Raw genomic sequence first — 26,523 nt, 5'->3', positions numbered from 1 at the left:
GGGCCGGCGAGGGCCGCCGGCCGATTGCCTTGATTCCTGATGTCCGATTCGTGAGGGTCGGTGCGTGCGGCACGATGCGCGCGCAGCGGCTGCGTTCGTCCTGTTCGTTCCGAAGGTGATCCCGATGAAAGCCGTTGCACTGATTGCATTGACCTGCCTGGCGCTGACCGCTTGCGGCGGTGGCGACGACAATTCCTCGCCCGCGGCGTCCGGCGGATCGGGCACGACCAACAACGGCGGCAGCGGCGGGACGGGCGGCACGCCAACGACGGGCACATCCGATGGCAATTCGGGTTCGCCGACCGCCTCGAACGTCGAGTGCGATCCGGTCTACCAGCAAGGCGATATCGTGCAACTGCACATGTACACGCAAGCGACGGCGCAGAGCCCGGCGGTCGACAACGGCGTGTACACGCGGACCTTCGCGCCGGCGACGTTCGAGGGCGTGGCGCTTACGCAGCAGGCCGAAACCACGACCGGCTCGCCGATTCAGACCAACCACTACTATCTTGTCGGCAACGGCGTGCGCACGAACTACGGCGGCGAGGTCTACAGCGGCAGCACGCTCGCGTTGCGCGATGTGAACTCGCCGCCCTATGTCGAGACGATCGGGCTCACGGGAAGCGAGACGGTGAATTATGTCGATACGCCCGTCTTTCCGTCCGGCGGCGCGCAAACGTCCGTCTCGATCCAGCGGACCTACGTCGCGCGCGAAACGGTCAGCCTCCGGAACGGCAAGGTCTTCGCGAACGCATGCCACTATCACACGACGGAGACCTTCACCAACCCGGCGTTGACCAGCAAGACGATCGCGGACGACTGGCTCGCGCCGGGTGTCGGCATGGTCAAGTCGATCGCCGATGTGGGCGGCACGCAGATCATCACGCGCGAACTGGAATCGGCGACGGTGGGCGGCAAGTCATACTGAGTATGCATGGACGGCGGGCGGGGATTGGTTGCGCGCCCGTGGTTGACGATGCTGCGTGGCGGCATGCAGCAGGTCACGTCGTCACGCGGGCGCCGGCCCGATTTTCTGACTGGCAGGAACGTGACGGCGCGCTCTGTTGTCCGCCGTCGAGATAGCCGTTGCAACGACGGGCGTTGACAGAGCGAGCCGCGTGAATTTCATCCAGAAACCCCAAGCGGTTCAGGCGAGAAAGTTGCTCGACATCTTCCCGACGCCGTCGTGGCGACCGCAGCAGCAATGGGAAAACGTGCGGGCCCCTTGATCGGCTCATGTCGACGCAGGCGAGCCTTCGTGCCGGACGGCATCGTGTGGTCAACAAAGTGGGGGAACACAAGCGTCCGTACTGGCCGGATCGCCACATGCACCGCCTCATATCATCCGACGAGCGTCTATACTTTTTGATCGTCATGCCGGCGCCGTGGGCGCTGGTGATGCATCACTATTGCTGGATTCGCGCAGGATTTCCTGTCACGACGGTGCTCGCCCATGCGCGGCGCCGGCTTTGCGAGCCCGATTGCCGCGAGAAGGCGCCGGCGCCTGGAACGCTCGGCCCATTGGCGCGTGATCGCGTGCTCCGGAGGTGCGTTATGAACTGGATCGGTACGTGGCGTAATCAATACGGCTCCACACTTTCCATCACCGACGACAAGGAGGGCGCCATTCGTGGCGTATTCAGCACCGCGTTGCAGGACAGCGCCTTCTTCGGTCACGATCTGCCTGTCTCGGGCGTCTGGTTCGGCGATTGCATCAACTTCGCTTTCGGCATATCGAATGACCGGGTTACCGTGATCTGTTCTTTCACGGGCATGCTGCGTGACGGCAAGCTGCAGACGGTATGGCATGTCGTTACCAGCCAGGCGCCTCGGCAAGGCTCGCGATCATCGGAGTCTGGATGGGCACATGCCGTCCAGACCAATGCGGATACGTTCGAGAGAGTCGCGGGGTAACGCATCTGCAAACTCGTGGTCCGGATCGATTGCAAGGTGCGATGCCCGTTGCTGACCTGAACGGCGTGGCCAGGCGGGCGGCATGCAGGTTCGTGCCGAACGTCGTCACCGGTCCCGCCGCGCCTGGGCGGTCTCGCGCATCGGCGAGCTGCCGTGCAGGGCCCCGAACGCGCTGCGCGTCGAACAGGTCGGGCCAGCCTTACCCGCAGCCTTTCCTCCCGTCCGGGCGCAAGTCAATTCGACGCAGCATCACGGAATTTCCCGTGAGGGGTTCACGCACACCCGCGCACGTACCGGTCGTACCCGACGATTCCCGGTTTGAGCGTCCCGTGCTCGTCCCAGTCATCCCAACCCGGAAATCGCAGCGGCCGGTCCGTCTGCCAGTTCGCGAGCCGGCGCGCGAGCGTGTCGCGATGCGCGGCCAGTTCGGCCGCCAGCGCCGCATCGTCCTGATACGCGTAACCGCCGTGCGCGTCCTGCACGCCATGCGCGAGCACCGGCGACAGCACGTCGTACCCCATGTAATGCAGCGAGTAATGAATCGGCCACAGCAGCAGGCTGATGTCGCCGCTGCGCCCGCCCGGGCCGAACGTCGCGGCCGGCGCACCGGTCGTGACCGAGCAGATCGCCCGCCGGCCGCGGAAGTGGCCGCGATCGTAGCGGCGGCTGCCCGTGTACAGGCCGCCGTTCACGAACACGCGATCGAACCAGCCCTTCAGCATCGCGGGCGCCGCATGCCACCAGACCGGAAACCGGAACACCACGAGGTCGGCCTGCTCGAGCCGGGCGATCTCCCGGCGCACGTCGGCGGGCAGCGTGGCATGCGTGCTCGCGTGGCGCTGTTCGACCAGCGCCGAGAACACGTCGGCGTTCGCGCGACACGGGTAGTGGCGCGGCGCCTCGACCGGATCGAACCCGTCCGCGTAGAGATCCGACACCTCGACGTCATGGCCGAGCGCGCGCATCGTCCGCGCGGCGGTGTCGCGTAGCGCGGCGTTGAACGAGCGGGGTTCGGGATGGCAATGAACGATCAGCGTGTGCATGGGCGGCGTTCCTCATGGTGTGCCGGTGAAGGCGGCTTGCGCCGGGATTTGCCTGATACGGTACGCGTTGCGAAAATGAACGGGAATTGGCCAGTTTCGCAAACGAGGTTTGCATGAATGAACAGCGGCTGTCATGGGACGACCTGCGGCTCGTGCTGGCGGTGGCGCAGGCCGGTTCGCTCGCGGGCGCGGCGCGGCGGCTCGGCATCAGCCACGCGACGGTGTTTCGCCGCCTCGCGGCAATCGAGGCCGAACTGGGCGTCAAGTTGTTCGAGCGGACCCGCGCCGGTTATGCGCCGACGCCGGCCGGCGAGGACGCCGCCGCTGCCGCCGAACGGATCCAGGACGAGGTGCATGGCGTCGAGCGGCGCGTGGCCGGTCGCGACGTGCGGCCATCGGGCACCGTGCGCGTGACGACGACCGATACGCTGCTGTCGGGCTTGCTGTCGCCGGTGTTCGCCGCGTTCCGGCATGCCTGCCCGGAGATCACGCTGGAAGTGTCCGTGTCGAACGCGGTCTTCGATCTTTCGAAGCGCGAGGCCGATGTCGCGATCCGCCCGTCGTCGTCGCCGCCTGAGGTGCTGATCGGCCGCCGGGTCGGTACGATCGCACAGGCCGTCTATGCGGCACCCGGGTGGCGCGAGCGCGCCGACGATCTCGCGTGGGTCGGGCCGGACCGGCGGATGGGTTACCGGCCGCTCGAGCGATGGATGCATGCCCAAGGCGCCGATGCGCGTTGCGGGTATCGGGTCGATACGCTGCTCGGCCTGTTCGCCGCGGCACGCGCCGGCATCGGTGCAGCCGTGTTGCCGTGCTACCTGGCCGACGACGAGCGCGATCTGGTGCGGCTGGGCGGCCGGATCGACGAACTGGCGACCGACCTGTGGCTGCTGACTCATCCGGACCTGCGCGACACCGCGCGGATTCGCGCGTTCTCGTCGTTCGTCGCAACGTCGATCGAGGCCTTGCACGCGCGGCTCGCAGGTGACGCGCATCGCTGACGGCCCCGCGGGCCGGATGCTTCGGCCTGCGAAGCGTTACGGCCGCGTCGTCCTTGGCGGTGCGGCCGGCCGCATTTCCCCGAGCCTCGCGCTCATCGCATCGACGCACGCATGCACCTTCGGCGACGGCAGCGCCTGTGTCGCGCCGACCGCTGACGTTGGCAGCGTCCTTCGACGGCGGGCACGGACATGACTCGAAGACGGTTTGACCGAACTGGACCCGCGCCTGATCGCGGCCCCGGAAACGCCCGGCAACGACACCTGCCGCTAGCGCGTCCGACGAACGATGAAGCAGACGGTCCTTGCCATCCTGGTCGGCGCGTGCGCCGGTCTGCTGGCGTTCGTGGCGGCAGTGAACAACAGCAGGCAAAAGCAGGCGGCACCACGCGTACCGCGGCCGGACGCATCGCCATCGCTGGATTTTCAGTACTTTCCCGGCGAGCCGAAAGGCTATGCGGGATACACCGACCACATCTCGATGCAGCAGACCGTCAACGATGACCTTGTCGAGCATGATGCCGACTGGCAATTCAGCCGCATAGGATTCGCGAAGGGATTCCTGCGTACGGTGCTGCGCCGAGCCGATCGCTCGCCAAGTGCGCCCGGCATTTTTCGCATGGAAGGCGTGAGCGAAGACGATGCGATGACGATCGAGTGGATCGCACGGATGCAAACGGACGGCATCGACAACGCTTCTCCTTCGACATCGAATTTGAAGTCGATCGTGGATGGGATGGCGTCCGACATTGCGTCGACCGGACCGCGTCGCTCGACGTTCGGGAGTCGCGCCGGGGTGGACGGCCGCGAAGGGATGGAACGCGACGAAATTTCTTCCGAGCGATTGCGCGAACTCACGAAGCTCATGCGCGACGCGGAACGCAGGCGCGTCGCGGGCGGCCCATGCCCGGATCGTGCCGCGGGAATCGAGAGGTCGAGGGACGGGCGGCGCCGATCCGTCGGCTGGCGAACCTTTCGCTGTCGATCGAGCGTGCCGCCCGGCGTGTCCGACATCGCGTTTCAGGGGCCAGATTGCCGCGCCCGCCCTTGACGGCGTGGGCTGACGGCGCACGCGCGGCGCAAACATAAACGAAATGTGATCCCTTGCCGCCGCAAAATTTTGCACAATGACGGCAGCGCGGCCTTCCGCCGTGCTTCGCGCCGGCTCCGATCGCCGCCCGACAACCGTGACCGAGCCCCGCTCCGACGTGCCGCCGCCCACCGCCATGGACCAACCGAAACGTATCCTGATCGTCGAGGACGACGCCGACATCGCCGACGTGCTCAGCCTGCACCTGCGCGACGAGCGCTACGAAGTCGTGCACAGCGCGGACGGCGCCGAAGGGCTGCGCCTGCTCGAACAGGGCGGCTGGGACGCGCTGATCCTGGACCTGATGCTGCCGGGCGTCGACGGCCTCGAGATCTGCCGGCGGGCGCGCGCGATGACGCGCTACACGCCGATCATCATCACGAGCGCGCGATCGAGCGAGGTGCACCGGATCCTCGGCCTCGAACTCGGGGCCGACGACTACCTCGCGAAGCCGTTCTCGGTGCTCGAACTCGTCGCGCGCGTGAAGGCGCTGCTGCGGCGCGTCGATGCGCTCGCGCGCGATTCGCGGCTCGACGCGGGCACGCTCGACGTCGCCGGGCTGGCGATCGACCCGATCGCGCGCGAAGCGAGCGTCGACGGCGCACGCATCGACCTCACGCCGCGCGAATTCGACCTGCTGTATTTCTTCGCGCGGCATCCGGGCAAGGTGTTCTCGCGGATGGACCTGCTCAATGCGGTGTGGGGCTATCAGCACGAAGGCTACGAACATACGGTCAACACCCACATCAACCGGCTGCGCGCGAAGATCGAGGCCGATCCGGCCGAGCCCGTGCGAATCCTCACCGTGTGGGGGCGCGGCTACAAGCTCGCCGCGCCGGGTCAGCGGGACGCATGATGAAGCTCACGCTCACCCGGCGGCTGTCGCTCGTGTTCTCGATCCTGCTGCTCGCGTGCTCGGGTGCGTCGGCATGGCTGCAGATCCGCGCGAACGACATGCGCGAGAAGGAAGTCGTGCAGGCGCTGTCGCGCGACCTGGCCACCAACATCGCCGGCAGCGCGCCGCTGATGGACGCGAACGGATTGCGCTCCGACGCCGTGCGCACGTTGTTCGGCCAGTTGATGGGCGTGAACCCGAGCGTCGAGGTGTACCTGCTCGACAACGCGGGGCGCATCAAGGGCGACGATGCGCCACCCGGCCACGTGAAGCGCGACCGCGTCGATCTCGCGCCCGTGCAGCGCTTCATCGCGGGCCAGCCGCTGCCGATCCTCGGCGACGATCCGCGCAGCCCGGACGCGCGCAAGGTGTTCAGCGCCGCGCCGCTGCAGCGGCCCGGGCAGCCGCCGTCGGGCTACATCTACGTGGTGCTGCTCGGCGAGGCGCACGACCGGCTCGCCGCGCGCGTCGACGCCGGCAACGTGCTGCGCACGACGCTGTGGTCGATGGCGATCGTCGCGCTGCTCGGTCTGCTCGCGGGCCTTACCGCATTCAGCTTCATCACGCGCCCGCTGCGCCGGCTGACGGCCGCGATGCGCGACTTCGACGCGAACGGTGCGCCCGGCGCGCCGGGCGCGGCTGATGTGCAGCCGCCGGTGCTGCGTTTGCCGCCGGGCCGTCGTGGCGACGACATCGCGGTGCTCGAATCCGCGTTCGCGCAGATGGCCGACCGGATCGGCGACCAGTGGCGCGCATTGACGCGCCAGGACCAGCAGCGGCGCGAACTGATCACGAACATCTCGCACGACCTGCGCACGCCGCTCACGTCGCTGCACGGCTATCTGGAGACGCTGTCGCTGAAGGCCGACACGCTGGCCGAGCCCGAACGGCGGCGCTACCTGTCGATCGCGCTCGCGCAGAGCGCGAAGGTCGGGCGGCTCGCGCAGGCGCTGTTCGAGCTCGCGCGGCTCGAATCGGGCGGCGTGCAGGCCGAGCGCGAGCCGTTCTCGCTGGTCGATCTCGTGCAGGACGTATTCCAGAAGTTCGAGCTGAGCGCGCAATCGCGCGGCGTCGCGCTGCATGCGCGGATTCCGCCGCGCGTGCCGGTCGTGTCGGCCGATCTCGGGATGATCGAGCGCGTGCTGACCAACCTGCTCGACAACGCGCTGCGGCACACGCCCGCGCACGGCGAGGTCGAGATCGCGCTGGCGCCGCACGGCGACCGCGTGGTCGTGACCGTGTCGGATACCGGGGCAGGGATTCCGGCGGCGCGGCGCGAAGGGCTGTTCCAGCGGCCGCAGCGGCCGATGAGCGGCGGCACCGCGACGAGCGGCGGGCTCGGCCTGTTGATCGTGCACCGGATGCTGGCGCTCAACGGCAGCGACATCCGGCTCGTCGACCGGGCCGGGCGCGGCGCGGTGTTCGAGTTCGCGCTGGCGGTCGCGTCGTCGGCGGCGGGCGACGCACGCTGAGCTTCGATCGGCGGCGTCAGCCGCCGCGCTTGCGTCGCACGTCGCTCGGCGTCGTGCCGGTCCAGCGCTTGAACGCGTGGCGAAATCCCACCGCATCGCTGAAGCCGAGCGTCAGCGCGATGTCCTCGGTGCTGAGCGTGGTCGTGCTGAGGTAGTCGATCGCGAGCGCCTTGCGCACGCTCGTCAGCAGTTCGCTGTACGACGTGCCTTCGGCTTCGAGCTTGCGGCGCAGCGTGCGCGAGGTCATGCACAGGATCTCGGCGATCGCGTCGATGTCCGGAAACTGCCCGGGCGTGCGCGTGAGTTCCTGGTATACGCGCCGCGTGACGCCGGCCTGGCTGCGCATTTCGTCGAGCAGGCTCGCGCAGTGCGACGACACCTGCGCGGCGGTGATCGGATTCGCGAGCTGCGGCGCGCGCGTGAGCCAGGCCGCCGGATAGCTGAGCACGTGGTGCGGCTGGTCGAACGCGATCGGGCATTCGAGCGCGTCGGCCAGCAGCGCACAGTGCGGCGGCTGCGGCTGCGCGAACTGCGCGCGCGCCGGCACGCACCATCCGCCCATCACGTCCTTGATGATCGTCACGTGCAGTGCGAACTGCATGTCGATCAGGAAACGGTACAGCGGCTCGTCGAGATCGGGCAGCGCGACTTCGTGGCGGTCCGGAAACAGCCACGACGCGGTATCGCCTTGTTCGACCCAGCGGATCGGCAGCATGCCGTTCGCGAGCCGGTGATATTTGACGGCGGAATCGAACGCGTGCGCGAGCGATTCCGAGCACAGCATCGCGTAGCCGTACATCCCGTAGCTCGACGCGCGCAGCCGGCGGCCGACGCGCACGCCGAGGTCGGGGCCGTCGTAGCGGGCGACCGCGTTGCGCGCGGCCGTCAGGAACTGCAGCGGCGACGTGAGCGTGAACGGGTCCGCGACGTCGGCCGGCGCGAGGCCGGTGCCGGCGAGCACGGCGGCCGGATCGAGGCCGGCTTGCGCGGCCACGTCGACCAGCACGGCCAGCTTGGCCGGCGTGAAGCGCTGCTCGCGCAACGCGTGCGCGGAAGCGGCGTCCGGCAGCCGGGCGGGACGGGCGTCGGTCGGTTTCAAGAGCGCACTGCGCAGCATGACGGGATCCTGCGTCCGAATCGATATCGTTGACGGCACGCAATTCTGCGCGGGAACGATCCCATCCGCCACCGGGTTCACCCTGATATACGCCGGCGCCACCCCGCCGCGCGGGTAGTCAGCCCCGATCGCCGGGCTGCGCGCGCAGGATCGCGTCGACGAACTCGACGAAGCCGAGGCCGCCCGGGCCTTGCGTGATCCATCGCGGCAGCGCGGGCAACTGCGGCAGATACTCGATAACGGTGCTCATGCCGGCCGTATGTGTGAAATAGCCGAACATCGGCGCGTCGTTCGTGGAATCGCCCGAATAGGCGACGCACCCGGGCGCGGCGCCGGCATCGACGCCGAACGTATCCGCCAGCACGCGCAGCGACATCGACAGCTTGTCGTACCCGCCGACCCAGCCGATCACCCACAGATTGTTGATGGTTGCGTCGGCACCGGCCTCGATCAGCGCGTCGAGTATCCGGTCGTCCTGGTCGCCGCCGGTGCGTGCGTACGCGAGCGACGTCAGCCGGAAGTCCTGGTCGTCCGCGCGGCGGGCGGGACCGCCGTCGCGACATGCTGCGCGATGCGCCGGAGCGCGTCGCGTGCGCCGTCGAGCGCATCGTCCGCATGCCAATAGCGGCGTTCGGCGCCGTGCCCGTCCGGGCTGCGCCGGATGAAGAGTCCGCCGTTCTCCGCGATCACGCCGTCGACCGGCCACATCCGCGCCATCTGGTCACACCAGCCGGCCGGCGCGGCGGTGACCGGGATCACGCGGATGCCGCGCGCTTGCAGCCGCTCGAGCGCCGCATAGGTCTGTGCGGCGAGGCGGCCGCGATGCGTGAGGGTCTCGTCCATGTCGGTCAGCAGGAAGCGAACGGACGAGAAGGTGTCGGCGGGGGCCAGGGTGAGCGGCTGCATGGTCTCGGCGGATGAGGGACGGTCGTCGATTATGAAGAACGGCGACACGCCGCGCCATGCCGCTTGCTGCTTTGCAATTCGCGCCGGGGAATATGCGCGCGGCCGAGTTGCCTGGACAGGGAGCGAGCACGCATGTCCGTTTCGATCATGTTTTCGGCCGCCCGGATCATTTGCAAAGCGCGTCGCGCGGGCGATAGTCGCCGGTCAGGCGGCGGCCCGCGTCCCTCCGGCGTGCAGGCCCCGTGCGAACGGTACGCATGCTGGCGTGCCGTCCAAAGAGGAGTGAGACATGACGAAGAGACACTGGACCGGGTCGTATGGCTCGATCCCCGCCGAGATCGACGCCGATCGCCATCCTTCCGTCAGCGCGCTGCTGGACGACGCGATGCGCCGCTTCGCCGACCGTCCGGCGTTCCATGCGTTCGGCCGCACGCTCACCTATGCCGACGTCGAGCGCCTGTCGACCGCGCTGGCCGCGTATCTGCAGCAGGTCGTCGGCGTGCGCAAGGGCGATCGCGTGGCGGTGATGCTGCCCAACGTGCTCGCGTTCCCGGTCGTGTTCGTCGCCGTCGCGAGGATCGGCGCGATCCAGGTCAACGTGAATCCGCACTACACCGCGCGCGAACTCGAGCATCAGCTCAACGACGCGGGAGTCGAGGTGGCGATCGTCTGCGGCGGGTCGATAGGCACGTTCGCGGACGTGGTCGGCGGCACGCGCGTGCGCACCGTGCTGAGCGTGGGGCGCGAGGATCTCGGCGTCGTCGATGCGCCGGCCGGCACCTGCGACGCGCTGCCGCCCGGTTCGACCGCGCTCGCGCAGGCGATCGCCGCCGGCGAATCGCTCGCGTGCGAGCCGGTGGCGCTGAGCGGCGCGGACCTGTTGCTGCTGCAATACACGGGCGGCACGACCGGCCTGTCGAAGGGCGCGGCGCTGTCGCATCGCAACCTCGTCGCGAACATCGCGCAGTTCGCGGCGATCGTGCCGGATGCGCGCCGGCCGGGCGAGGAAGTCGTCGTCACGGCGATCCCGCTGTATCACATCTTCGCGCTGACGGTGAACTTCCTGTCCTACTTCGCGATCGGCGCGCAGAACTGGCTGATCGCGAACCCGCGCGACATGGACGGGTTCATCGACGTGCTGAAGACCGCGCGGCCGACGGTGTTCGTCGGCGTGAACACGCTGTACGCGGGGCTCGCCGGCCATCCGCGCCTGAAGGAGGTCGACTGGTCGCGGCTGAAGCTGTCGGCCGGCGGCGGGGCGGCGGTGATCGACGTGATCTCGTCGCGCTGGAAGGCGGTGACGGGCAATTTCATCCGCGAAGGCTACGGGCTGTCGGAAACGTCGCCGGTCGTGTCGTTCAACCCGCAGTCGATCGATCGGTTCACGGGCACCACCGGCCTGCCGCTGCCGTCGACCGACGTGAAGCTGCTCGACGACCAGGATCGCGAGGTGGCGATCGGCGAGGCGGGCGAGATCTGCGTGAAGGGGCCGCAGGTGATGAGCGGCTACTGGCAGAAGCCGGACGCGAACGCGGCCGCGTTCACCGCGGACGGCTATTTCCGTACCGGCGACGTCGGCGTGTTCGACGCGGCCGGCTTCCTGCGGATCGTCGACCGCAAGAAGGACATGATCATCGTGTCCGGTTTCAACGTGTACCCGAACGAGGTGGAAGCGGTCGCGACCGCGCTGCCGGGCGTCGCCGAATGCGCGTGCATCGGCGTGCCGGACCCGCGCACGGGCGAGGCCGTCAAGCTGTTCGTGGTGCTCGCGGCGGACGCCGACGTGACGGAGGCGCAACTCGTCGCGCATTGCCGCGCGAGCCTGGCCGCGTACAAGGTGCCGAAGCTCGTCCGTTTCGTCGAGCGGCTGCCGAAGTCGACGGTCGGCAAGATCCTGCGCCGGGAACTCAGCCGCACCGACTGATGGGCACGACGCGCCGCGCGGCCCGGTGCGCCGGCCACGCCGAAGGGCGCGCGCGGGCCGCTCAAGTACAATGCGGTCGGTTCGATCGACGGGGACGCGATGACCGGCTCAGATTCACTTTCCGCCCGGCCCGGGCGTGCGCTGCCGTCGCCGAGCGCGACGGTGCCGATCTCGCTCGTCAACGGCTTTCTCGCGAGCGCGGGCGTGCAGCGCGACGTGGTCGAGCGCTACCTGCGCGGCGCCGGTATTCCGATCGAGCTGCTCGGCGAGCCGCACGCGCGCGTGACGGAGGAGCAGTTCTCGACGCTGTACCGCACGCTCGCGATCGACCTCGACGACGAGATGCCCGGCATCTTCTCGCGCCCGTTGCGCGGCGGCACGCTGAAGTACCTGTGCCTGAGCCTGCTCGACGCGCGCAATCTCGAAACGGCGCTGCACCGTTTCGGCCAATTTTTCCATATCCTGCTCGACGACTTCTTCGTCGAATCGAAGCGCGACGATCTCGTCGCGCAGGTGCTGCTGCGTCCGAACGACGCCATCGGGCCGATCGGCGCGCTCGGCCAGGAGCTGATGCTCAAGCTCGTGCACGGCGTGTGCTCGTGGCTGATCGGGCAGAAGATTCCGCTGCTGCAGATCGAGTTCGCGTGCCCGCGGCCGCGCCATGCGGTCGATCACCTGTACTTCTTCACCGGCGCCGTGCAGTTCGACTGCGAGCGCACGCTGATGCGCTTCAGCGCCGACTACCTCGACGCGCCGATCCGGCAGAGCAAGCGCAACCTGCGCAAGTTCCTCGCGCGCGCGCCCGGCGACTGGATCTTCGAATCGTTCAGCGAACAGCTCGTGTGCCATCGCGTGCGGCAATACCTGTCGGCGGCGCTGCCGGATCTGCCCGTGATCGACCAGGCGGCCGAGCATCTGCATTGTTCGGTGCGGACGCTGAGCCGTCACCTGGCGGCGGAAGGGACGACGTTCCAGGTGCTGAAGGACGAGCTGCGGCGCGATATCGCGATCCAGCGGCTGACCGATACGCCCGACACGATCGCGGCGATCGGCGCCGATATCGGCTTCGACGATCCGAGCGCGTTTCATCGCGCGTTCCGGCACTGGACCGGGAGTACGCCGGGGACGTATCGGCGGCGGGCGTGACGCGGGCGCGACGCTGAGTGGCGCGGATGCGCGGGTTCGCGGATTGAATCCCATAACCGGCTCCTTTTGCGGTTTCCACGGCCGGTTTTCGGCAGACATTCCCATAACCGGCGACCTTCACCGCTCGGGCCGTGCAGGCGCGCACTCGGCCGATCGTTTCCTTCGGCGTGCGTCGCCGCAATCGGCGATCTGGATTTCCGATCGACGGACACATTCCGCTCAATTCCCGGCAAACAGCCGCGCGGCCGCGCGATCGGACGCGATCACCGCGTCGGTCGCCCACACGCGCATGTCTTCCGCATATCGCGTCAGCGCGTGCCGGATATCGCCATCGTTGGCGGTCTGCCCGGCCAGCCGCGCCGCCAGCGCGGCGGCATCCCTGAGCGCCGTATTGGCGCCCGCGCCGCCGGCGGGACTCATGGCATGGATCGCGTCGCCCAGTAGCGTGACCGGGCCGGCCGGCAGCGCTACGTCGGGGCGTCCGCGACGCACGGGCAGCGCGGTGACGGCGTCGGACGGTGTGTCGAGCAGCAAACGGCGCAGCACCGGGTGCCAGTCCCGCACGACATGCCGGAGCGCGGCCGGGATTCGCGCCGCGAGCGCAGCCGTCGGGTCGGCGTCATCCAGCCCGAAGCGGCTCGACGGTCCGATCGCGGCCCAGTAGAAATAGTCGTCCGGCGGCGTGAACCGGCTGCACGGCAGCGCATGGGCCGCGAGCGCCCGCAGGTCGGTGCGGAACCGCATGTCCTCGAGGACCGCCGCGCACCCGTCGGCCACGATCACCGTGGTGGCGGCGCGCAACCCGGCGGCTTCGGGGAACGCGGGATCGTCGGTCGGCAGCCGGGTCCTGCCGTAGACGCACAGGGCGCCGGTCCTGACCGGCGCGGCCGCCGGAACGAGCTGCGCGCGGAGGGTCGAATGGATGCCGTCCGCGCCGACCAGCACGTCGCACGTGACGGACCCCGACGTGCCGCTCGCGAACGTCACGTGTGCGCGGCCGTCGGGCAGTACTCGATAGCGGTCGACCGCGTGGCCGACATGCACGCGATCCTCGATGCCGGCCATCAGGATCTCCCGCAGGGTCAGCCGGTTCACGCTCAGGTCCGCCGTGTCCGGTGCGGTGTGCCAGCCGGCGGGCGCATGTCCGTGGGCGGGCGTGAGCCGGGGCGTCGCGAGCCGCACGGCGCCGGTGCCCTGCGACGCCGATGCCCGGAACAATGCCGCCGGCCCGGCCGGCAGGCAGGCCGCCAGCGCGCGCTGGCCGGTCGCGTCGATCCGGATGCGGTAGCCCTGCCTCCGGCTGTCGATGGCCGCGTCGCGCTCGTAGACATCGAACGCGATGCCGGCCTGTTTCAAGGCCTGGGCGAGGGCCAGGCCGCCGAGACCTGCACCGACGATGGCGACGTGAATGTCGTGCATGGAACGCTCTCCGTTAGCCGCGCGGGGTGCGCGGTCCGGCATGCATTGTTCCGTGCGTCACGGGTGGGCGGATAACGGCATCTGGCCGTTCAATGCCGTAGACTGGCCAATATGGATAACCGTACCGCCGCCGACCTGGCGCTTCCCGACTACAGCGAATGGCTGGACGGCCCCGCGCTGATCGCGCTGCGCGGCAATGACGATCCGGCCAGCGCGTATCGGCTCGGCACACGCGACTATGACTGGCACGCGCATGCGCGCGGTCAGGTGCTGTGTGTCGAGGCGGGGTTGATCCACGTTCATACGCCGCGCGGTGCGTGGCTGCTGCCGCCGCATCGTGCGGGCTGGGTGCCGCCCGGCATGCCGCACAAGGTGCGGGTGAGCGGCGCGCCCGGCGGCTGGGTGCTGCTGGCCGCGCCGCCGTTCTGCGCGGGCCTGCCGGACGAACCGTGCGTGATCGGCATCAGCGCGGTGCTGCGCTCGCTCGCGCATCGTGCGATCGAATGGGACAAGCACGCGCCGCTGGCGCCGGAGCACGCGAGGATGGCTGCGGTCATCCACGACGAAATCCGTCGCACGCCGCGCGAGGCGTTGCACGTGCCGATGCCCGCCGATCCGCGGCTCGCGCGGGTGGCACGGGCGCTTCTCGACGATCCCGGCAGCCGGCGCACGCTCGACGCATGGGCGGCGTTCGGTGCGATGTCGCCGCGCACGTTGCGGCGGCTCATGTCGGCCGAAACCGGGTTGAGCTTCGCGCAATGGCGCCAGCAGGCCCGGCTCGCGCGCGGCCTCGACCTGCTCGCCCGCGGCTGTCCGGTGGCCGAGGTGTCGGACCTGCTGGGTTACGCATCGCCCAGCAACTTCATCGCGATGTTCCGAAAGGCGCTCGGCGATTCGCCCGCGCACTATTTCGCCACCCGGCCGGAACGGCAGCCGGACGGGCGCTGACGCCCGCCAGACGGGCTTTCGCGGCCAGATGCGACGGCCGCCGCCGGCGCGCGACGTGGCCGGTTTTGTCACCATGTGGGCCGGATATGACAATCGGAATCGGGAGTCCCGGCGTTAGGATGGCCCATCACGTCGCGGCGCTGGCCGGTTTTGCCGTACCGGGCCCGCGTCGCGCCCTATTCACCGCCTGATTGGAACATCGACCATGAGCTATAACGCCCCCGTCAAGGACATGCTGTTCGTGCTGAAGGAACTCGCGGGCATCGACGCCGTCGCGCAGTTGCCGGGCTTCGAGGATGCGGGTTACGACACGGCGCAGGCCGTGCTCGACGAGTCCGCGAAATTCTGCGGCGAGGTACTGGCGCCGCTGAACGTCGAAGGCGACCGCAATCCGAGCAGCTGGAAGGACGGTGTCGTGACCGCGACGCCGGGCTTCGGCGAAGCGTTCCGCCAGTTCGTCGAAGGCGGCTGGCAGGGGCTGCAGCATCCGGCCGAGTACGACGGCCAGGGGCTGCCGAAGCTGATCGCGACGCCGTGCATCGAGATGCTGAACGCGTCGAACCTGTCGTTCGCGCTGTGTCCGCTGCTCACCGACGGCGCGATCGAGGCGCTGCTGACGGCCGGCACCGACGAGCAGAAGCAGCGCTACGTGCCGAAGCTGATCTCGGGCGAATGGACCGGCACGATGAACCTGACCGAGCCGCAGGCGGGCTCCGACCTCGCGCTGGTGCGCTCGCGCGCCGAGCCGCAGGGCGACGGCACCTACAAGGTGTTCGGCACCAAGATCTTCATCACGTGGGGCGAGCACGACATGGCGGACAACATCGTCCACCTGGTGCTCGCGCGCACGCCGAACGCGCCGGAAGGCGTGAAGGGCATCTCGCTGTTCATCGTGCCGAAGTTCATGGTCAACGACGACGGCTCGCTCGGTGCGCGCAACGACGTGCACTGCGTGTCGATCGAGCACAAGCTCGGGATCAAGGCGAGCCCGACGGCGGTGCTGCAGTATGGCGATCACGGCGGCGCGATCGGCTATCTGGTGGGCGAGGAGAACCGCGGCCTCGAATACATGTTCATCATGATGAACGCGGCGCGCTTCGGGGTCGGGATGCAGGGGATCGGCGTGGCCGACCGCGCGTACCAGAAGGCGGCCGAATTCGCGAAGGAACGCGTGCAAAGCCGCCCGGTGGACGGCTCGGCCAGGCAGTCGGTGACGATCATCCATCACCCGGACGTGCGCCGGATGCTGGGCACGATGCGTGCGCTGACCGAAGGCGCGCGGGCGCTGGCCTATGTGGCTGCCGCGCACAGCGACATTGCCCACCGCCATTCGGACGAGGCGACGCGCGCGCGTCATCAGGCAATCTACGAGTATCTGGTGCCGGTCGTGAAGGGCTGGAGCACGGAGATGGTGAACGACGTCGCGAGCCTGGGCGTGCAGGTGCACGGCGGGATGGGTTTCATCGAGGAGACGGGCGCGGCGCAGTACTACCGCGATGCGCGGATCCTGGCGATCTACGAAGGGACGACGGCGATCCAGGCGAACGACCTGGTGGGCCGCAAGACGCTGCGCGACGGCGGCGCGGTGGCGAAGGCGCTGCTCGCGGAAATCGGCGACACGGTGACGGCGCTCGGCAAGCTGGACGGTGCGGCGGCCGCGTCGATGAAGGCGCAGCTGGAGAAGGGCGCGCGCTCGCTGGCGGCGGTGGTGGACTACGTGCTCGCGAACGTGAAGCAGGACCCGAACGCGGTGTTCGCGGGCAGCGTGCCGTACCTGAAGCTGGCGGGTGTGGTGCTGTGCGGCTGGCAGATGGCGCGCGCGCTGGTGGCTGCGCACGCGAACCGTGCGAGCGACCCGGCGTTCTTCGACGCGAAGATCGCGATCGCGCAATGCTATGCGGAGCACGTGCTGGTACAGGCGGGTGCGCTCGAAGCGTCGATCGTCGGCGCGAAGGGCAACGAGAGCGTGCTCGCGTTGACGGAAGACCAGTTCTGACCCACTGACGGTCGGGACGCAGCAGGAGACAGGATTTTGACCACACAGGACTTGCTCGCGCAATACGGCCCGCGCGAATCGATGGAATACGACGTCGTGATCGTCGGCGGCGGCCCCGCCGGGCTGTCGGCGGCGATCCGGCTCAAGCAGCTGGCCGCCGAGAAAGGCGCCGAGATCGGCGTGTGCGTGCTCGAGAAGGGTTCCGAGATCGGCGCGCACATCCTGTCGGGCGCGGTGATGGACCCGCGCGCGATCACCGAGCTGTTTCCCGACTGGAAGGAGCGCGGCGCGCCGCTCGACGTCGAGGTGACGGAAGACCGCTTCCTGTTCCTGTCCGAGAAGAGCGCGGTCACGACGCCGAACTGGGCGCTGCCCGACAACTTCAAGAATCACGGCAACTACGTGATTTCGCTGGGCAACGTCACGCGCTGGCTGGGCCAGCAGGCGGAAGCCTTGGGCGTCGAGATTTTCCCCGGCTTCCCCGCCGCGGAGATTCTCTACAACGACGACGGCTCGGTCAAAGGCGTCGCGACCGGCAACATGGGCGTGGGCAAGGACGGCGAACCGACCGAGAACTTCCAGCTCGGCATGGAGCTGCACGCGAAGTACACGCTGTTCGCCGAAGGCTGCCGCGGCCATCTCGGCCGGCAGCTGATCTCGAAATTCAAGCTCGACGCGAACGCAGATCCGCAGGCGTACGGGATCGGCATCAAGGAACTGTGGGAAATCGATCCGGCCAAGCACAAGCCGGGCCTCGTGATCCACACGGCCGGCTGGCCGCTGAAGTCCGATACGTACGGCGGCTCGTTCCTGTATCACATGGACAACAACCAGGTCGTGGTCGGCTTCGTGGTGGGCCTGGGCTACACGAACCCGTACCTGTCGCCGTTCGAGGAATTCCAGCGCTACAAGACGCACCCGTCGATCCGCGCATTCCTCGAGGGCGGCAAGCGCGTGTCGTACGGCGCGCGGGCGATCACGGCCGGCGGCCTGCTGTCGCTGCCGAAGACGGTGTTCCCGGGCGGCGCGCTGATCGGCGACGACGCGGGTTTCCTGAACGCGTCGCGGATCAAGGGCAGCCACGCGGCGATCAAGACCGGCATGCTGGCGGCCGATGCGGCATTCGACGCGGTGCAAGCCGGCCGTCAGTCGGACGAGCTCACCGCGTACCCGGATGCGTTCAAGCAATCGTGGCTGTACACGGAGCTGTACCGCGCGCGCAACTTCAAGCAGTGGATGGCCAAGGGCCTGTATCTGGGCACGCTGATGGTCGGGCTCGAGCAGAAGGTGATGGGCGGCAACGTGCCGTGGACGCTGCATCACCAGCATGCGGACCACGAGATGCTGAAGCCGGCGTCGCAGTGCGAGCCGATCGCGTATCCGAAGCCGGACGGCAAGCTGACGTTCGATCGGCTGTCGTCGGTGTTCATCTCGAACACGAACCACGAGGAGAACCAGCCGGCGCACCTGACGCTGAAGGATGCGAGCGTGCCGGTGAACGTGAACCTGCGTACCTACGCGGGGCCGGAGGCACGCTTTTGCCCGGCGGCGGTGTACGAGTTCGTGAAGAACGACGACGGCAGCGAGCGCCTCGTGATCAACGCGCAGAACTGCGTGCACTGCAAGACCTGCGACATCAAGGACCCGACGCAGAACATCGTGTGGGTCACGCCGGAAGGCGGCGGTGGGCCGAATTACCCGAACATGTAACGCAACGCATCCCCGCGCCCCGCGGGCGCGAACGAACCGGAGTGAGACGATGAGCAATGCAGCGAAGGAAGTCGTGGTGGTGAGCGGTGTCCGTACCGCGATCGGTGATTTCGGCGGCAGCCTGAAGGATTTCTCGCCGACCGACCTCGGCGCGAAGGTGGTCGCCGAAGTGCTGTCGCGCGCGAACGTGCCGGGCGACGCGGTCGGGCACGTCGTGTTCGGCCACGTCGTGAACACCGAGCCGAAGGACATGTATCTCGCGCGCGTCGCGGCGATCAACGGCGGCGTCGCGCAGCACACGCCGGCGTTGACCGTGAACCGCCTGTGCGGCTCGGGCCTGCAGGCGATCGTGTCGGCCGCGCAGACGATCATGCTCGGCGATGCCGACGTCGCGATCGGCGGCGGCTCGGAGAGCATGAGCCGCGCGCCGTACACCGTGCCGGCCGCGCGCTTCGGCCAGCGCATGGGCGACGGCAAGCTCGTCGACATGATGCTCGGCGCGCTGCACGACCCGTTCCAGACGATCCACATGGGCGTGACGGCCGAGAACGTCGCGAAGAAATACGACATCTCGCGTGAAGCGCAGGACGCGCTGGCGCTCGAATCGCATCGTCGCGCGGCGCGCGCGATCGCGGAAGGGCGCTTCAAGGACCAGATCCTGCCGATCTCGATCCGCACCAAGAAGGGCGAAGTCGCGTTCGACACCGACGAGCACGTGCGTCACGACGCGAGCGCGGACGATTTCACGAAGCTCAAGCCGGTGTTCGCGAAGGAGAACGGCACCGTGACGGCCGGCAACGCGTCGGGCATCAACGATGCCGCGGCCGCCGTGCTGATGATGAGCGCGGACGCCGCGCGCGCGCAGGGCGTGAAGCCGCTCGCGCGCCTCGTCGCGTATGCGCACGCGGGCGTCGATCCGGCGTACATGGGTATCGGCCCGGTGCCGGCCACGCAGAAGGCGCTCGAACGCGCGGGCCTGAAGATCAGCGATCTCGACGTGATCGAAGCCAACGAGGCATTCGCGGCCCAGGCGTGCGCGGTCACGCAGGCGCTCGGCCTCGATCCGGCCAAGGTCAACCCGAACGGCTCGGGCATCTCGCTCGGTCACCCGATCGGTGCGACCGGCGCGCTGATCACGGTGAAGGCGCTGTACGAGCTGAAGCGCATCGGCGGGCGTTACGCGCTCGTGACGATGTGCATCGGCGGCGGCCAGGGGATTGCGGCGATCTTCGAGAACATCTGATAATCGACCGCTCAGCATCCGAACACACAGGACATTTCATGGCCATCGAAACCGTCGGCGTCGTGGGCGCCGGAACCATGGGTAACGGCATTGCGCAAACGGCGGCCGTTGCAGGACTGAACGTCGTGATGATCGACGTCAGCGACGCCGCGCTCGACAAGGGCCTCGCGACGCTGAAGGGCAGCCTCGAGCGGCTCGTGTCGAAGGACAAGCTCGACGCGGCCGCACGCGATGCGGCGCTCGCGCGCATCACGACGTCGACCGACTACGCGAAGCTCGCCGCGGTCGACATCGTGATCGAAGCCGCGACCGAGAACGTCGAGCTGAAAGGCCGCATCCTGAAGCAGATCGAGGCCGTCGCACGCCCGGACGCGATCATCGCGACCAACACGTCGTCGATCTCGATCACCGCGCTCGCGGCGCCGCTCGCCGATCCGTCGCGTTTTCTCGGCATGCATTTCTTCAACCCGGTGCCGCTGATGCCGCTCGTCGAGATCATCCGCGGGCTGCAGACGAGCGATGCGACCGCGTCGGCCGTGCGTGCGCTGACCGAGCGTTTCGACAAGTCGCCGATCGGCGTGCGCAATTCGCCGGGCTTCGTCGTGAACCGGATCCTGGTGCCGATGATCAACGAAGCGTTCTTCGTGCTGGCCGAAGGCATCGCGTCGGCCGAGGAGATCGACGCGGGGATGAAGCTCGGCGCGAACCACCCGATCGGGCCGCTCGCGCTGGCCGACCTCGTGGGCCTCGACGTGTGCCTCGCGGTGATGGACGTGTTCGTGAAGGACTTCGGCGATCCGAAGTATCGCGCGTGCCCGCTGCTGCGCGAGATGGTGTCGGCCGGGCGGCTCGGGCGCAAGACCGGGCGCGGCGTGTACGACTACAGCAAGTAAGCGGCGCGTCATGCCACTTCGCGCGGCCGCCTTCGGGCGGCCGCGTGCATGGTGCGGCGCGCGCGGCGCGATTACGCGTCGAGTACCGACAGGTCGCGCGGCAGCGCGCGCTTGAACATCGCCAGCATGTGCCGCGCCGCCTTCGGCGGCAGCGTGATCGCATGGCGTACGGCCGCCGCGATCTGGATCATCATCAGTTCCGCGAATGCGCTGCGCTGTGCGCGCGTCGTGTCGGGCGCGACTTCCGCCAGCGCATCCGCGAACAGTCCGGCCAGGAATTCGCCGTCCGCGCGATCCAGTGCCTGCAGCGCGCGATCGGCCTGCGTCGCGCGCCAGATGTCGCGCATCAGCGGCTCGTCGACGAACATCCGGTAGTAGCTGTCCGTGATGCGCGCGAGCGTGGCGTGCAGATCGTCGATCGTCTTCATTCCCGCGAGGTCGCGCCGCACGCAGTCGTGGCCGACGGCGTTGTAGCGCTCCGCGAGCGTGCCGATCACCGCGGCCTTGTCCGGAAAGTACTGGTACAGCGAACCGAACGAGATGCCCGTGCGTTCGACGATGTCGCTCATCCGGAACGCGTCGCAGCCTTTCTCGATCATCACTTCCGACGCGCACGCGAGGATGCGCTCGAACCGCTCGCGGCTGCGCTGCTGCGTCGGTACCAGCCGCGCGCGCGCCGGCGCGTCCGCTGCCGCCGCGTCGGGCTCGTCGCTCTGCCCCGATTTTTGTCGGCCCATGCCGCCTCCCGAAAAGCTTGACGTTGCTAATGCGAGAGTCTATCGTGTTTTTGAAACGCGAGAGATTCTCGTGTTTTTCCAAAAGGAGACGCACATGTCGGCACTTCCCCTCCTCATCGTCGGCGGTTCGGGCAAGACGGGCGCCCGCGTCGATGCCCGGCTGCGTGCGCGCGGCCATGCGACACGGCCGGTATCGCGCACGTCGGCCGTCCGCTTCGACTGGACGGCGCCCGAAACGTGGCCGGCCGCGCTCGATGGGGTGTCGGCCGCCTATGTGACCTACCAGCCCGATCTGGCCGTCGAAGGCGCGGTGGACGCGATCGCCCGATTCGCGCGGCTCGCGCGGGACCGCGGCGTCGAGCGCGTGGTGCTGCTGTCCGGGCGCGGCGAGCCGCGCGCACAGGCCGCCGAGGCTGCGTTGCAGGCGTCGGGCGTGGGCTGGGGTGTCGTGCGGGCAAGCTGGTTCAACCAGAACTTCTCCGAAGGCTATCTGCTCGACGGCGTGCTGGCCGGCGAAGTCGCGCTGCCCGCCTGCGCGGTGCGCGAGCCGTTCGTCGATGCGGACGACATCGCGGACGTTGCCGTGGCCGCGCTCACCGATGCGCGCTTCGCGAGCCGCGTGATCGAGGTCACCGGCCCGCGTGCACTGACGTTCGCCGAAGCGGTCGGCGAAATCGCGCGGGCCGCCGGGCGGCCGATCGCCTACCGCGAGATTCCGCACGATGCGTTCGTCGCGGGGCTGCGCGAGGTCGGCGTGCCGGAGCCGGTCGTCGCGTTGCTCGACGACCTGTTCGACGGGGTGCTCGACGGGCGCAACAGCGCGGTGACGCACGGCGTCGACGCCACGCTCGGGCGCCCGGCGCGCGATTTCGCCGACTATGCGCGCGCGGTCGCCGCGACCGGCGTATGGAGCGCCTGACCATGATCGCGTTCGTGACGTCAGCGTTGCTGTGGGGTTCCGCCATCGGCTGCGGGCTGATGGCCGGCGTGTACTTCGCGTTCTCGACGTTCGTGATGACGTCGCTCGGACGGCTCGCGCCGCCGGCCGGCGCGGCCGCGATGAACGCGATCAACGTCGACATCGTGCGTTCGCCGTTCATGCCGCTGTTTCTCGTCACGACGCTGATGGCGCTCGCGCTCGTCGTGATCGCGCTGTTCGATCGCGACTCGCCGGGCGCGATGGCGGCGCTCGCCGGCGGCGTGCTGTACGTGTTCGGCATGTTCGCGGTGACGCTGGCCGTCAACGTGCCGCTCAACGATGCGCTCGCCGCGGCCGATCCGGCCACGGCGCAAGGCGCGGCGCTGTGGACGCGCTACCTGCACGACTGGACGAGGTGGAATCACGTGCGCACGGTGGCATCGGCCGCCGCATGCGCATGCTTCATCGCGGCACTCGCGGCGCGCTAGCGGCAGCGCCGCCGTTACGCGTAAAACGCCGACGGCGACATCCCGAAGTGCCGCTTGAACATCGCGGAGAACGCGCTCTGGCTGCTGTAGCCGTGATCCATCGCGACGGTCAGCACTTTTTCGCCGTGCGCCAGACGCTTGAGTGCGAGCAGCAGCCGCGCCTGCTCGCGCCAGCGGCGGAAGCTGAGCCCCGTCTCGCGCCGGAACGCGCGATGCAGCGTGCGGACCGACAGGCCGAGCAGGTCGGCCCACTCGGCGATCGTGCGCAGGTCGTCGGGCGTGGCGACCAGCGTGTCGCAGATCGTCCGCAGGCGCGCGTCGTGCGGCCACGGCAGGTACAGCGGCAGCAGCGGCGCGACGGTCACTTCCGCAAGCAGCAGGTGCATCAGGTGATCGTGGCGCGAGCCCGGCGCGTAATCGAGCGGCACGTCGACCGCGGCGAGAATCAGCTCGCGCAGCAGCGGATGCACTTCGACGACGCAACTGCGCGCGGGCAGGTGCTCGACCGCGCCCGGCTCGACGAACACCGTGCGCATCTGCACGTCGCCGCTCATCTGCACCGTATGGTCGAGCCCGGCTTCGAGCCATACGCCGCGCGTCGGCGGCACGACCCACGATGCACCTTCGGATTCGACGTGCATCACGCCCTCGATCGCATAGAGCAGTTGCGCGCGCCGATGGCGGTGCGGCGCGATCGACGTGCCGTGCACGTAGGTGGCCGCCATCGCCGACACGGGCATCGGCGTCGATTCGTAGCGCAGGTGCGCAAACGGCGGGGTGGACTCGAGTGTCCGATTGGCGACAAGTCGTGACATTTTGGCGTGAGACAGGCAGTGGGCGGGCGGGCACGATGGCGTTCCGATTCACGCCAGCCTCCCTGTCACGATATTAATCCGTCCAACGCGATGAACAAGTCTCCTTTTCTGCTCCCCTTCTGCGCGATCGCGCTGTGGGCCGGCAACGTCGTCGTCTCGAAGCTGTCCGCGTCGACGATCGACCCGTCGGCCATCACGTTCTACCGGTTGCTGCTCGCCGTCGCGCTGATGAGCGTCTTCACGCTGCGCCCCGCGTGGCGCAATCGCGCGGTGCTCGTCGCGCACCTGCCGAAGCTCGCGGTGCTCGGCTTTCTCGCGATGGCGCTGTTCCAGAGCCTGTCCTACGAGGCCGCGAAAACGACCAGCGCGACCAACATGGCGATCATCACCGCGCTCGTGCCGCTGATGACGATGCTGCTGAGCTCGCTGCTGCTCGGCGATCCGCCGGGCGCCGGCATGATCGGCGGCGGCGTGCTGTCGCTCGCGGGCGTCGTCTACCTGATCGCCGAAGGGCACCCGACGGCGATCGCCGCGCGCGGCGTGCAACTGGGCGACCTGCTGATGCTGGCCGCGTCGGCCGCGTACGCGCTGTACGGCGTGCTGCTCAAGCGCTGGCGCATCGGCGCGCTGCCCGCGTGGCAGTCGACTTACGTGCAGGCGCTGGCCGCACTCGTGTTCATGGCGCCGATGCTGCTGCGGCTGCCCGCGCAGGCCGCATGGCCGACGCGCGCGAGCGTGCCGCTGATCCTGTATGCCGGCGTGCTGGCGTCGGTGGTGCTCCCGTATCTGTGGATGCAGGGCGTGCGGCTGCTCGGCCCGAGCCGCTGCGCGATGTTCATGAACCTGCTGCCCGTGATGACGGCCGGCGGCGCGATCGTGCTGCTCGGAGAATCGCTGCGGCTGTATCACCTGATCGGCGGCGGTGTCGCGCTGCTCGGCGTCGCGCTCGCGCAGCGGTTTCCGTTTCAAGCCGGTGCATCGCAAGGAGCCCGCCAATGAGCGCGCATGCGGACCTCCAGGATCTGATGGCCATGCTGCCGGACGAACGCGCGCCCGGTGCCGCGCCGGCGCTCGCGCGCCAGCTCGAACGGATCGCGACCGCGCTCGAGGCGTTGGCGGGCATCCGCCAGCCGGCCGCGATCGATTTCGATGCGGCCATTGCGTTTCGCTGGTGCGGTGTCGGCGGCGGCCATCGAACGGCGCCGCTCGAACCGATCGCCACGCCCGCGCTCGTCGGGTTCGACGCGCTGCGCAACGTCGGCCGGCAGGCGGCGATCGTCGAGCGGAACACGCGCCAGTTCGTGCACGGGTTCGCGGCCAATCACGTGTTGCTGACCGGCGCACGCGGTACCGGCAAGTCGTCGATCGTGAAGGCGTGCCTGCATGCGTTCGCGGCGCACGGCCTGCGGTTGATCGAGGTCAGCAAGGAAGGGCTGAACGATCTGCCGGCGATCGTCGAGCTGGTGCGCGCGCGGCCCGAGCGCTACCTCGTGTTTTGCGACGACCTGTCGTTCGAGGCCGGCGAGACCGGCTACAAGGGGCTCAAGACGGTGCTCGACGGCTCGGTGGCGAGCGACCTGTCGAACGTGCTCGTGTACGCGACGTCGAATCGCCGCCACCTGATGCCCGAGCAGGCGAGCGACAACGCGAACGTGACGCGTGCGGAGAACGGCGAGCTGCACCCGGGCGACGCGGTCGAGGAGCGGATTTCGCTGTCCGAGCGCTTCGGGATCTGGGTCACGTTCTACGGCTTCACGCAGGACGAGTACCTGGCCGTCGTCGAGAGCCGGCTCGGCGTGGCCGGTTTCGATGACGCGCAGATTCGCGCCGCCCGCGAGCCCGCGCTGCAGTGGGCGCTCGAACGCGGCGCGCGTTCGGGCCGCATCGCGGTGCAGTTCGCGCGCGATTACGCGGGACGGCTCGCGGACGAAAGCGGTGCGGACGAACGCCCGCCGGGGCGCCGGCGCGCCTGAGCCGCGCGCTACAGCAGCCGCTCGGACAGGACGCGGAATGCGACGTCCGGCACGACGAAGCACAGCGGCTCGCCGGTCGCGCCGATGCGGGCGAGGAAGTCGCCGCCGCCTGCGGGGCCGATCGTCTTGAGCGGCCGCACCGCGTCGACGTCGATCGGCAGGTCGATCGACGCATGCGCGAGGCGATCGCAGTCTGCCACATGGGCGACGGCCGCGTGCTGCAGCGACAGCGCGGCGACCGCCGCGCGCCAGTCGTCGAAGAACGGCGCGAAGGCGTCGGGCAGCGTGCGGTCGTGCGACGCTTCGGCCGTGCAGCGGAAGTCGGGTGCGCTGCCGCCGCTCGCGGCCAGCAGCGTGTCGTAGCGTCCGTCGCGCGCCGCATGCGTGAAGGGCCGCGCGAGATGCGACGGCAGCGCGTCGCTGAACAGCCGGCTGCCGAGCGCATAGAGCGGGTGGTCGAACACGTTCTTCACGAACAGCACGGTGCGCCCGGCCGGCGCGCCGTCCGGCAGCGCGTCGACGTAGAGCCGCCAGTTGCTTTGCAGCGGCGACGGAAACACGCGCCGCAGCGGGCCGGCGAGCCGCGGGCCGAAGTGGCGGTGCCGGTAGGTGAGCGTCGTGAACAGCGTGCGGCCGCCACGGCTCGCGAGCGTGACGCCGCGCGGCACGAGCGGCGCGACGGCCGCGACATCGACGACCCACGTGCAATACACGACGTGCTCGACGTCGCTCGCGAGCTGCAGGAACGGCAGCCGCGACAGCAGCGCGCGGCGTGCGCGCAGCAGCGGGCCGCTCGCGACGATCCGGTTGGCGAGCCGGCCGGCGAAGCCGGAGGACGGGTAGACGAAGGTATTGTCGTAGCGCATGGGCGGCATTG

23 protein-coding genes and 1 pseudogene are annotated in these 26,523 nt (G+C 69.0%); 17 read left to right on the top strand and 7 right to left on the bottom strand.

All coding sequences use genetic code 11. The features are described from left to right. The first annotated feature begins 124 nt into the window (after positions 1–124). Both MMB92_RS11485 and MMB92_RS11480 read left to right on the top strand, forming a co-directional pair. Positions 125–928 carry a hypothetical protein gene (locus MMB92_RS11485; RefSeq protein ID WP_012493790.1) on the top strand — a complete coding sequence of 268 codons (804 nt, stop codon included), beginning with the start codon at positions 125–127 and terminating at the stop codon, positions 926–928. Positions 929–1,236: 308 nt separating this feature from the next. Further along, positions 1,237–1,914: an avidin/streptavidin family protein gene (locus tag MMB92_RS11480; protein WP_230391149.1), complete on the top strand. Its 678-nt coding sequence runs from the start codon at positions 1,237–1,239 to the stop codon at positions 1,912–1,914. Positions 1,915–2,186: 272 nt separating this feature from the next. Here the strand turns inward: MMB92_RS11480 and MMB92_RS11475 are convergent, their stop codons facing one another. Further along, positions 2,187–2,957 carry an NAD(P)H-dependent oxidoreductase gene (locus MMB92_RS11475; RefSeq protein ID WP_062885724.1) on the bottom strand — a complete coding sequence of 257 codons (771 nt, stop codon included), beginning with the start codon at positions 2,955–2,957 and terminating at the stop codon, positions 2,187–2,189. 113 nt (positions 2,958–3,070) lie between these two features. On the opposite strand from MMB92_RS11475, the gene MMB92_RS11470 reads away from it, so the two are divergent. The 4 genes from MMB92_RS11470 (at position 3,071) to MMB92_RS11455 (ending at position 7,412) form a co-directional block, all read left to right on the top strand. Next, a complete protein-coding gene (locus tag MMB92_RS11470) occupies positions 3,071–3,958 on the top strand; it encodes a LysR family transcriptional regulator (protein WP_034203742.1) in 888 nt (295 codons plus the stop codon). 286 nt (positions 3,959–4,244) lie between these two features. After that, entirely contained in the window at positions 4,245–5,006 is a 762-nt protein-coding gene (locus MMB92_RS11465; RefSeq protein ID WP_230391151.1) for a hypothetical protein, read from the top strand. 175 nt (positions 5,007–5,181) lie between these two features. After that, positions 5,182–5,901, top strand: a complete 720-nt coding sequence (locus MMB92_RS11460; protein WP_006484292.1) for a response regulator transcription factor — start codon at positions 5,182–5,184, stop codon at positions 5,899–5,901. Continuing rightward, positions 5,901–7,412 (top strand): HAMP domain-containing sensor histidine kinase, encoded by a 1,512-nt coding sequence (locus MMB92_RS11455; protein WP_062886086.1) that lies wholly within the window; start codon positions 5,901–5,903, stop codon positions 7,410–7,412. The genes MMB92_RS11460 and MMB92_RS11455 overlap by 1 nt, the downstream gene beginning before the upstream one ends. Positions 7,413–7,428: 16 nt before the next feature. Here the strand turns inward: MMB92_RS11455 and MMB92_RS11450 are convergent, their stop codons facing one another. Next, positions 7,429–8,529, bottom strand: coding sequence for an AraC family transcriptional regulator (locus MMB92_RS11450; protein WP_048987806.1), 1,101 nt, complete (start codon positions 8,527–8,529; stop codon positions 7,429–7,431). Between the two features lie 118 nt (positions 8,530–8,647). Next, positions 8,648–9,435: pseudogene (locus MMB92_RS11445) on the bottom strand (HAD-IIB family hydrolase). A gap of 289 nt (positions 9,436–9,724) precedes the next feature. Here MMB92_RS11445 and MMB92_RS11440 point away from each other — a divergent pair. Together MMB92_RS11440 and MMB92_RS11435 are read left to right on the top strand one after the other, a co-directional pair. Next, positions 9,725–11,359: an AMP-binding protein gene (locus MMB92_RS11440; protein ID WP_062885723.1), complete on the top strand. Its 1,635-nt coding sequence runs from the start codon at positions 9,725–9,727 to the stop codon at positions 11,357–11,359. 84 nt (positions 11,360–11,443) lie between these two features. Continuing rightward, positions 11,444–12,505 carry an AraC family transcriptional regulator gene (locus tag MMB92_RS11435; RefSeq protein ID WP_059721046.1) on the top strand — a complete coding sequence of 354 codons (1,062 nt, stop codon included), beginning with the start codon at positions 11,444–11,446 and terminating at the stop codon, positions 12,503–12,505. 219 nt (positions 12,506–12,724) lie between these two features. Here the strand turns inward: MMB92_RS11435 and MMB92_RS11430 are convergent, their stop codons facing one another. Continuing rightward, positions 12,725–13,966 (bottom strand): FAD-dependent monooxygenase, encoded by a 1,242-nt coding sequence (locus tag MMB92_RS11430; RefSeq protein WP_233633843.1) that lies wholly within the window; start codon positions 13,964–13,966, stop codon positions 12,725–12,727. 69 nt (positions 13,967–14,035) lie between these two features. On the opposite strand from MMB92_RS11430, the gene MMB92_RS11425 reads away from it, so the two are divergent. The 5 genes from MMB92_RS11425 to MMB92_RS11405 all read left to right on the top strand — a co-directional run bounded on the left by MMB92_RS11425 (position 14,036) and on the right by MMB92_RS11405 (position 20,714). After that, positions 14,036–14,872, top strand: a complete 837-nt coding sequence (locus MMB92_RS11425; protein ID WP_034203736.1) for a helix-turn-helix transcriptional regulator — start codon at positions 14,036–14,038, stop codon at positions 14,870–14,872. Positions 14,873–15,077: 205 nt separating this feature from the next. After that, on the top strand, positions 15,078–16,868 hold the full coding sequence (locus MMB92_RS11420) for an acyl-CoA dehydrogenase (RefSeq protein ID WP_006498525.1): 1,791 nt from the start codon (positions 15,078–15,080) through the stop codon (positions 16,866–16,868). A 36-nt stretch (positions 16,869–16,904) separates the two neighbouring features. Beyond that, positions 16,905–18,578, top strand: coding sequence for an electron transfer flavoprotein-ubiquinone oxidoreductase (locus MMB92_RS11415; RefSeq protein ID WP_006498524.1), 1,674 nt, complete (start codon positions 16,905–16,907; stop codon positions 18,576–18,578). A 49-nt stretch (positions 18,579–18,627) separates the two neighbouring features. Next, on the top strand, positions 18,628–19,821 hold the full coding sequence (gene bktB / locus MMB92_RS11410) for a beta-ketothiolase BktB (RefSeq protein ID WP_034203733.1): 1,194 nt from the start codon (positions 18,628–18,630) through the stop codon (positions 19,819–19,821). Positions 19,822–19,859: 38 nt separating this feature from the next. Next, positions 19,860–20,714: a 3-hydroxybutyryl-CoA dehydrogenase gene (locus MMB92_RS11405; protein WP_006489742.1), complete on the top strand. Its 855-nt coding sequence runs from the start codon at positions 19,860–19,862 to the stop codon at positions 20,712–20,714. Between the two features lie 71 nt (positions 20,715–20,785). Here the strand turns inward: MMB92_RS11405 and MMB92_RS11400 are convergent, their stop codons facing one another. Continuing rightward, positions 20,786–21,451, bottom strand: coding sequence for a TetR/AcrR family transcriptional regulator (locus MMB92_RS11400; protein ID WP_006489724.1), 666 nt, complete (start codon positions 21,449–21,451; stop codon positions 20,786–20,788). 94 nt (positions 21,452–21,545) lie between these two features. Between MMB92_RS11400 and MMB92_RS11395 the strand changes: the two genes are divergently transcribed. Together MMB92_RS11395 and MMB92_RS11390 are read left to right on the top strand one after the other, a co-directional pair. Next, positions 21,546–22,370: an NmrA family transcriptional regulator gene (locus tag MMB92_RS11395; RefSeq protein WP_062886085.1), complete on the top strand. Its 825-nt coding sequence runs from the start codon at positions 21,546–21,548 to the stop codon at positions 22,368–22,370. A gap of 2 nt (positions 22,371–22,372) precedes the next feature. After that, positions 22,373–22,858: an anthrone oxygenase family protein gene (locus MMB92_RS11390; RefSeq protein WP_062886084.1), complete on the top strand. Its 486-nt coding sequence runs from the start codon at positions 22,373–22,375 to the stop codon at positions 22,856–22,858. Positions 22,859–22,872: 14 nt separating this feature from the next. On the opposite strand, the gene MMB92_RS11385 is transcribed toward MMB92_RS11390, so the two are convergent. Continuing rightward, positions 22,873–23,673 carry a helix-turn-helix transcriptional regulator gene (locus MMB92_RS11385; protein WP_059721730.1) on the bottom strand — a complete coding sequence of 267 codons (801 nt, stop codon included), beginning with the start codon at positions 23,671–23,673 and terminating at the stop codon, positions 22,873–22,875. A 90-nt stretch (positions 23,674–23,763) separates the two neighbouring features. Here MMB92_RS11385 and MMB92_RS11380 point away from each other — a divergent pair, with 90 nt between their 5' ends. Next, entirely contained in the window at positions 23,764–24,672 is a 909-nt protein-coding gene (locus tag MMB92_RS11380; protein WP_006489731.1) for a DMT family transporter, read from the top strand. Next, positions 24,669–25,646 (top strand): ATP-binding protein, encoded by a 978-nt coding sequence (locus MMB92_RS11375; protein WP_080465582.1) that lies wholly within the window; start codon positions 24,669–24,671, stop codon positions 25,644–25,646. The genes MMB92_RS11380 and MMB92_RS11375 overlap by 4 nt, the downstream gene beginning before the upstream one ends. A gap of 8 nt (positions 25,647–25,654) precedes the next feature. Here the strand turns inward: MMB92_RS11375 and MMB92_RS11370 are convergent, their stop codons facing one another. After that, entirely contained in the window at positions 25,655–26,512 is an 858-nt protein-coding gene (locus MMB92_RS11370; RefSeq protein WP_006489725.1) for a DUF2071 domain-containing protein, read from the bottom strand. Positions 26,513–26,523 lie beyond the last annotated feature (11 nt).

Origin of the sequence: Burkholderia sp. IO2, assembly GCF_029522185.1 — a bacterium.
Lineage (GTDB): Bacteria > Pseudomonadota > Gammaproteobacteria > Burkholderiales > Burkholderiaceae > Burkholderia > Burkholderia cenocepacia.
The sequence above is the reverse complement of the archived record's forward strand: the minus strand, read 5'-3'. Positions and strand labels throughout refer to the sequence as shown.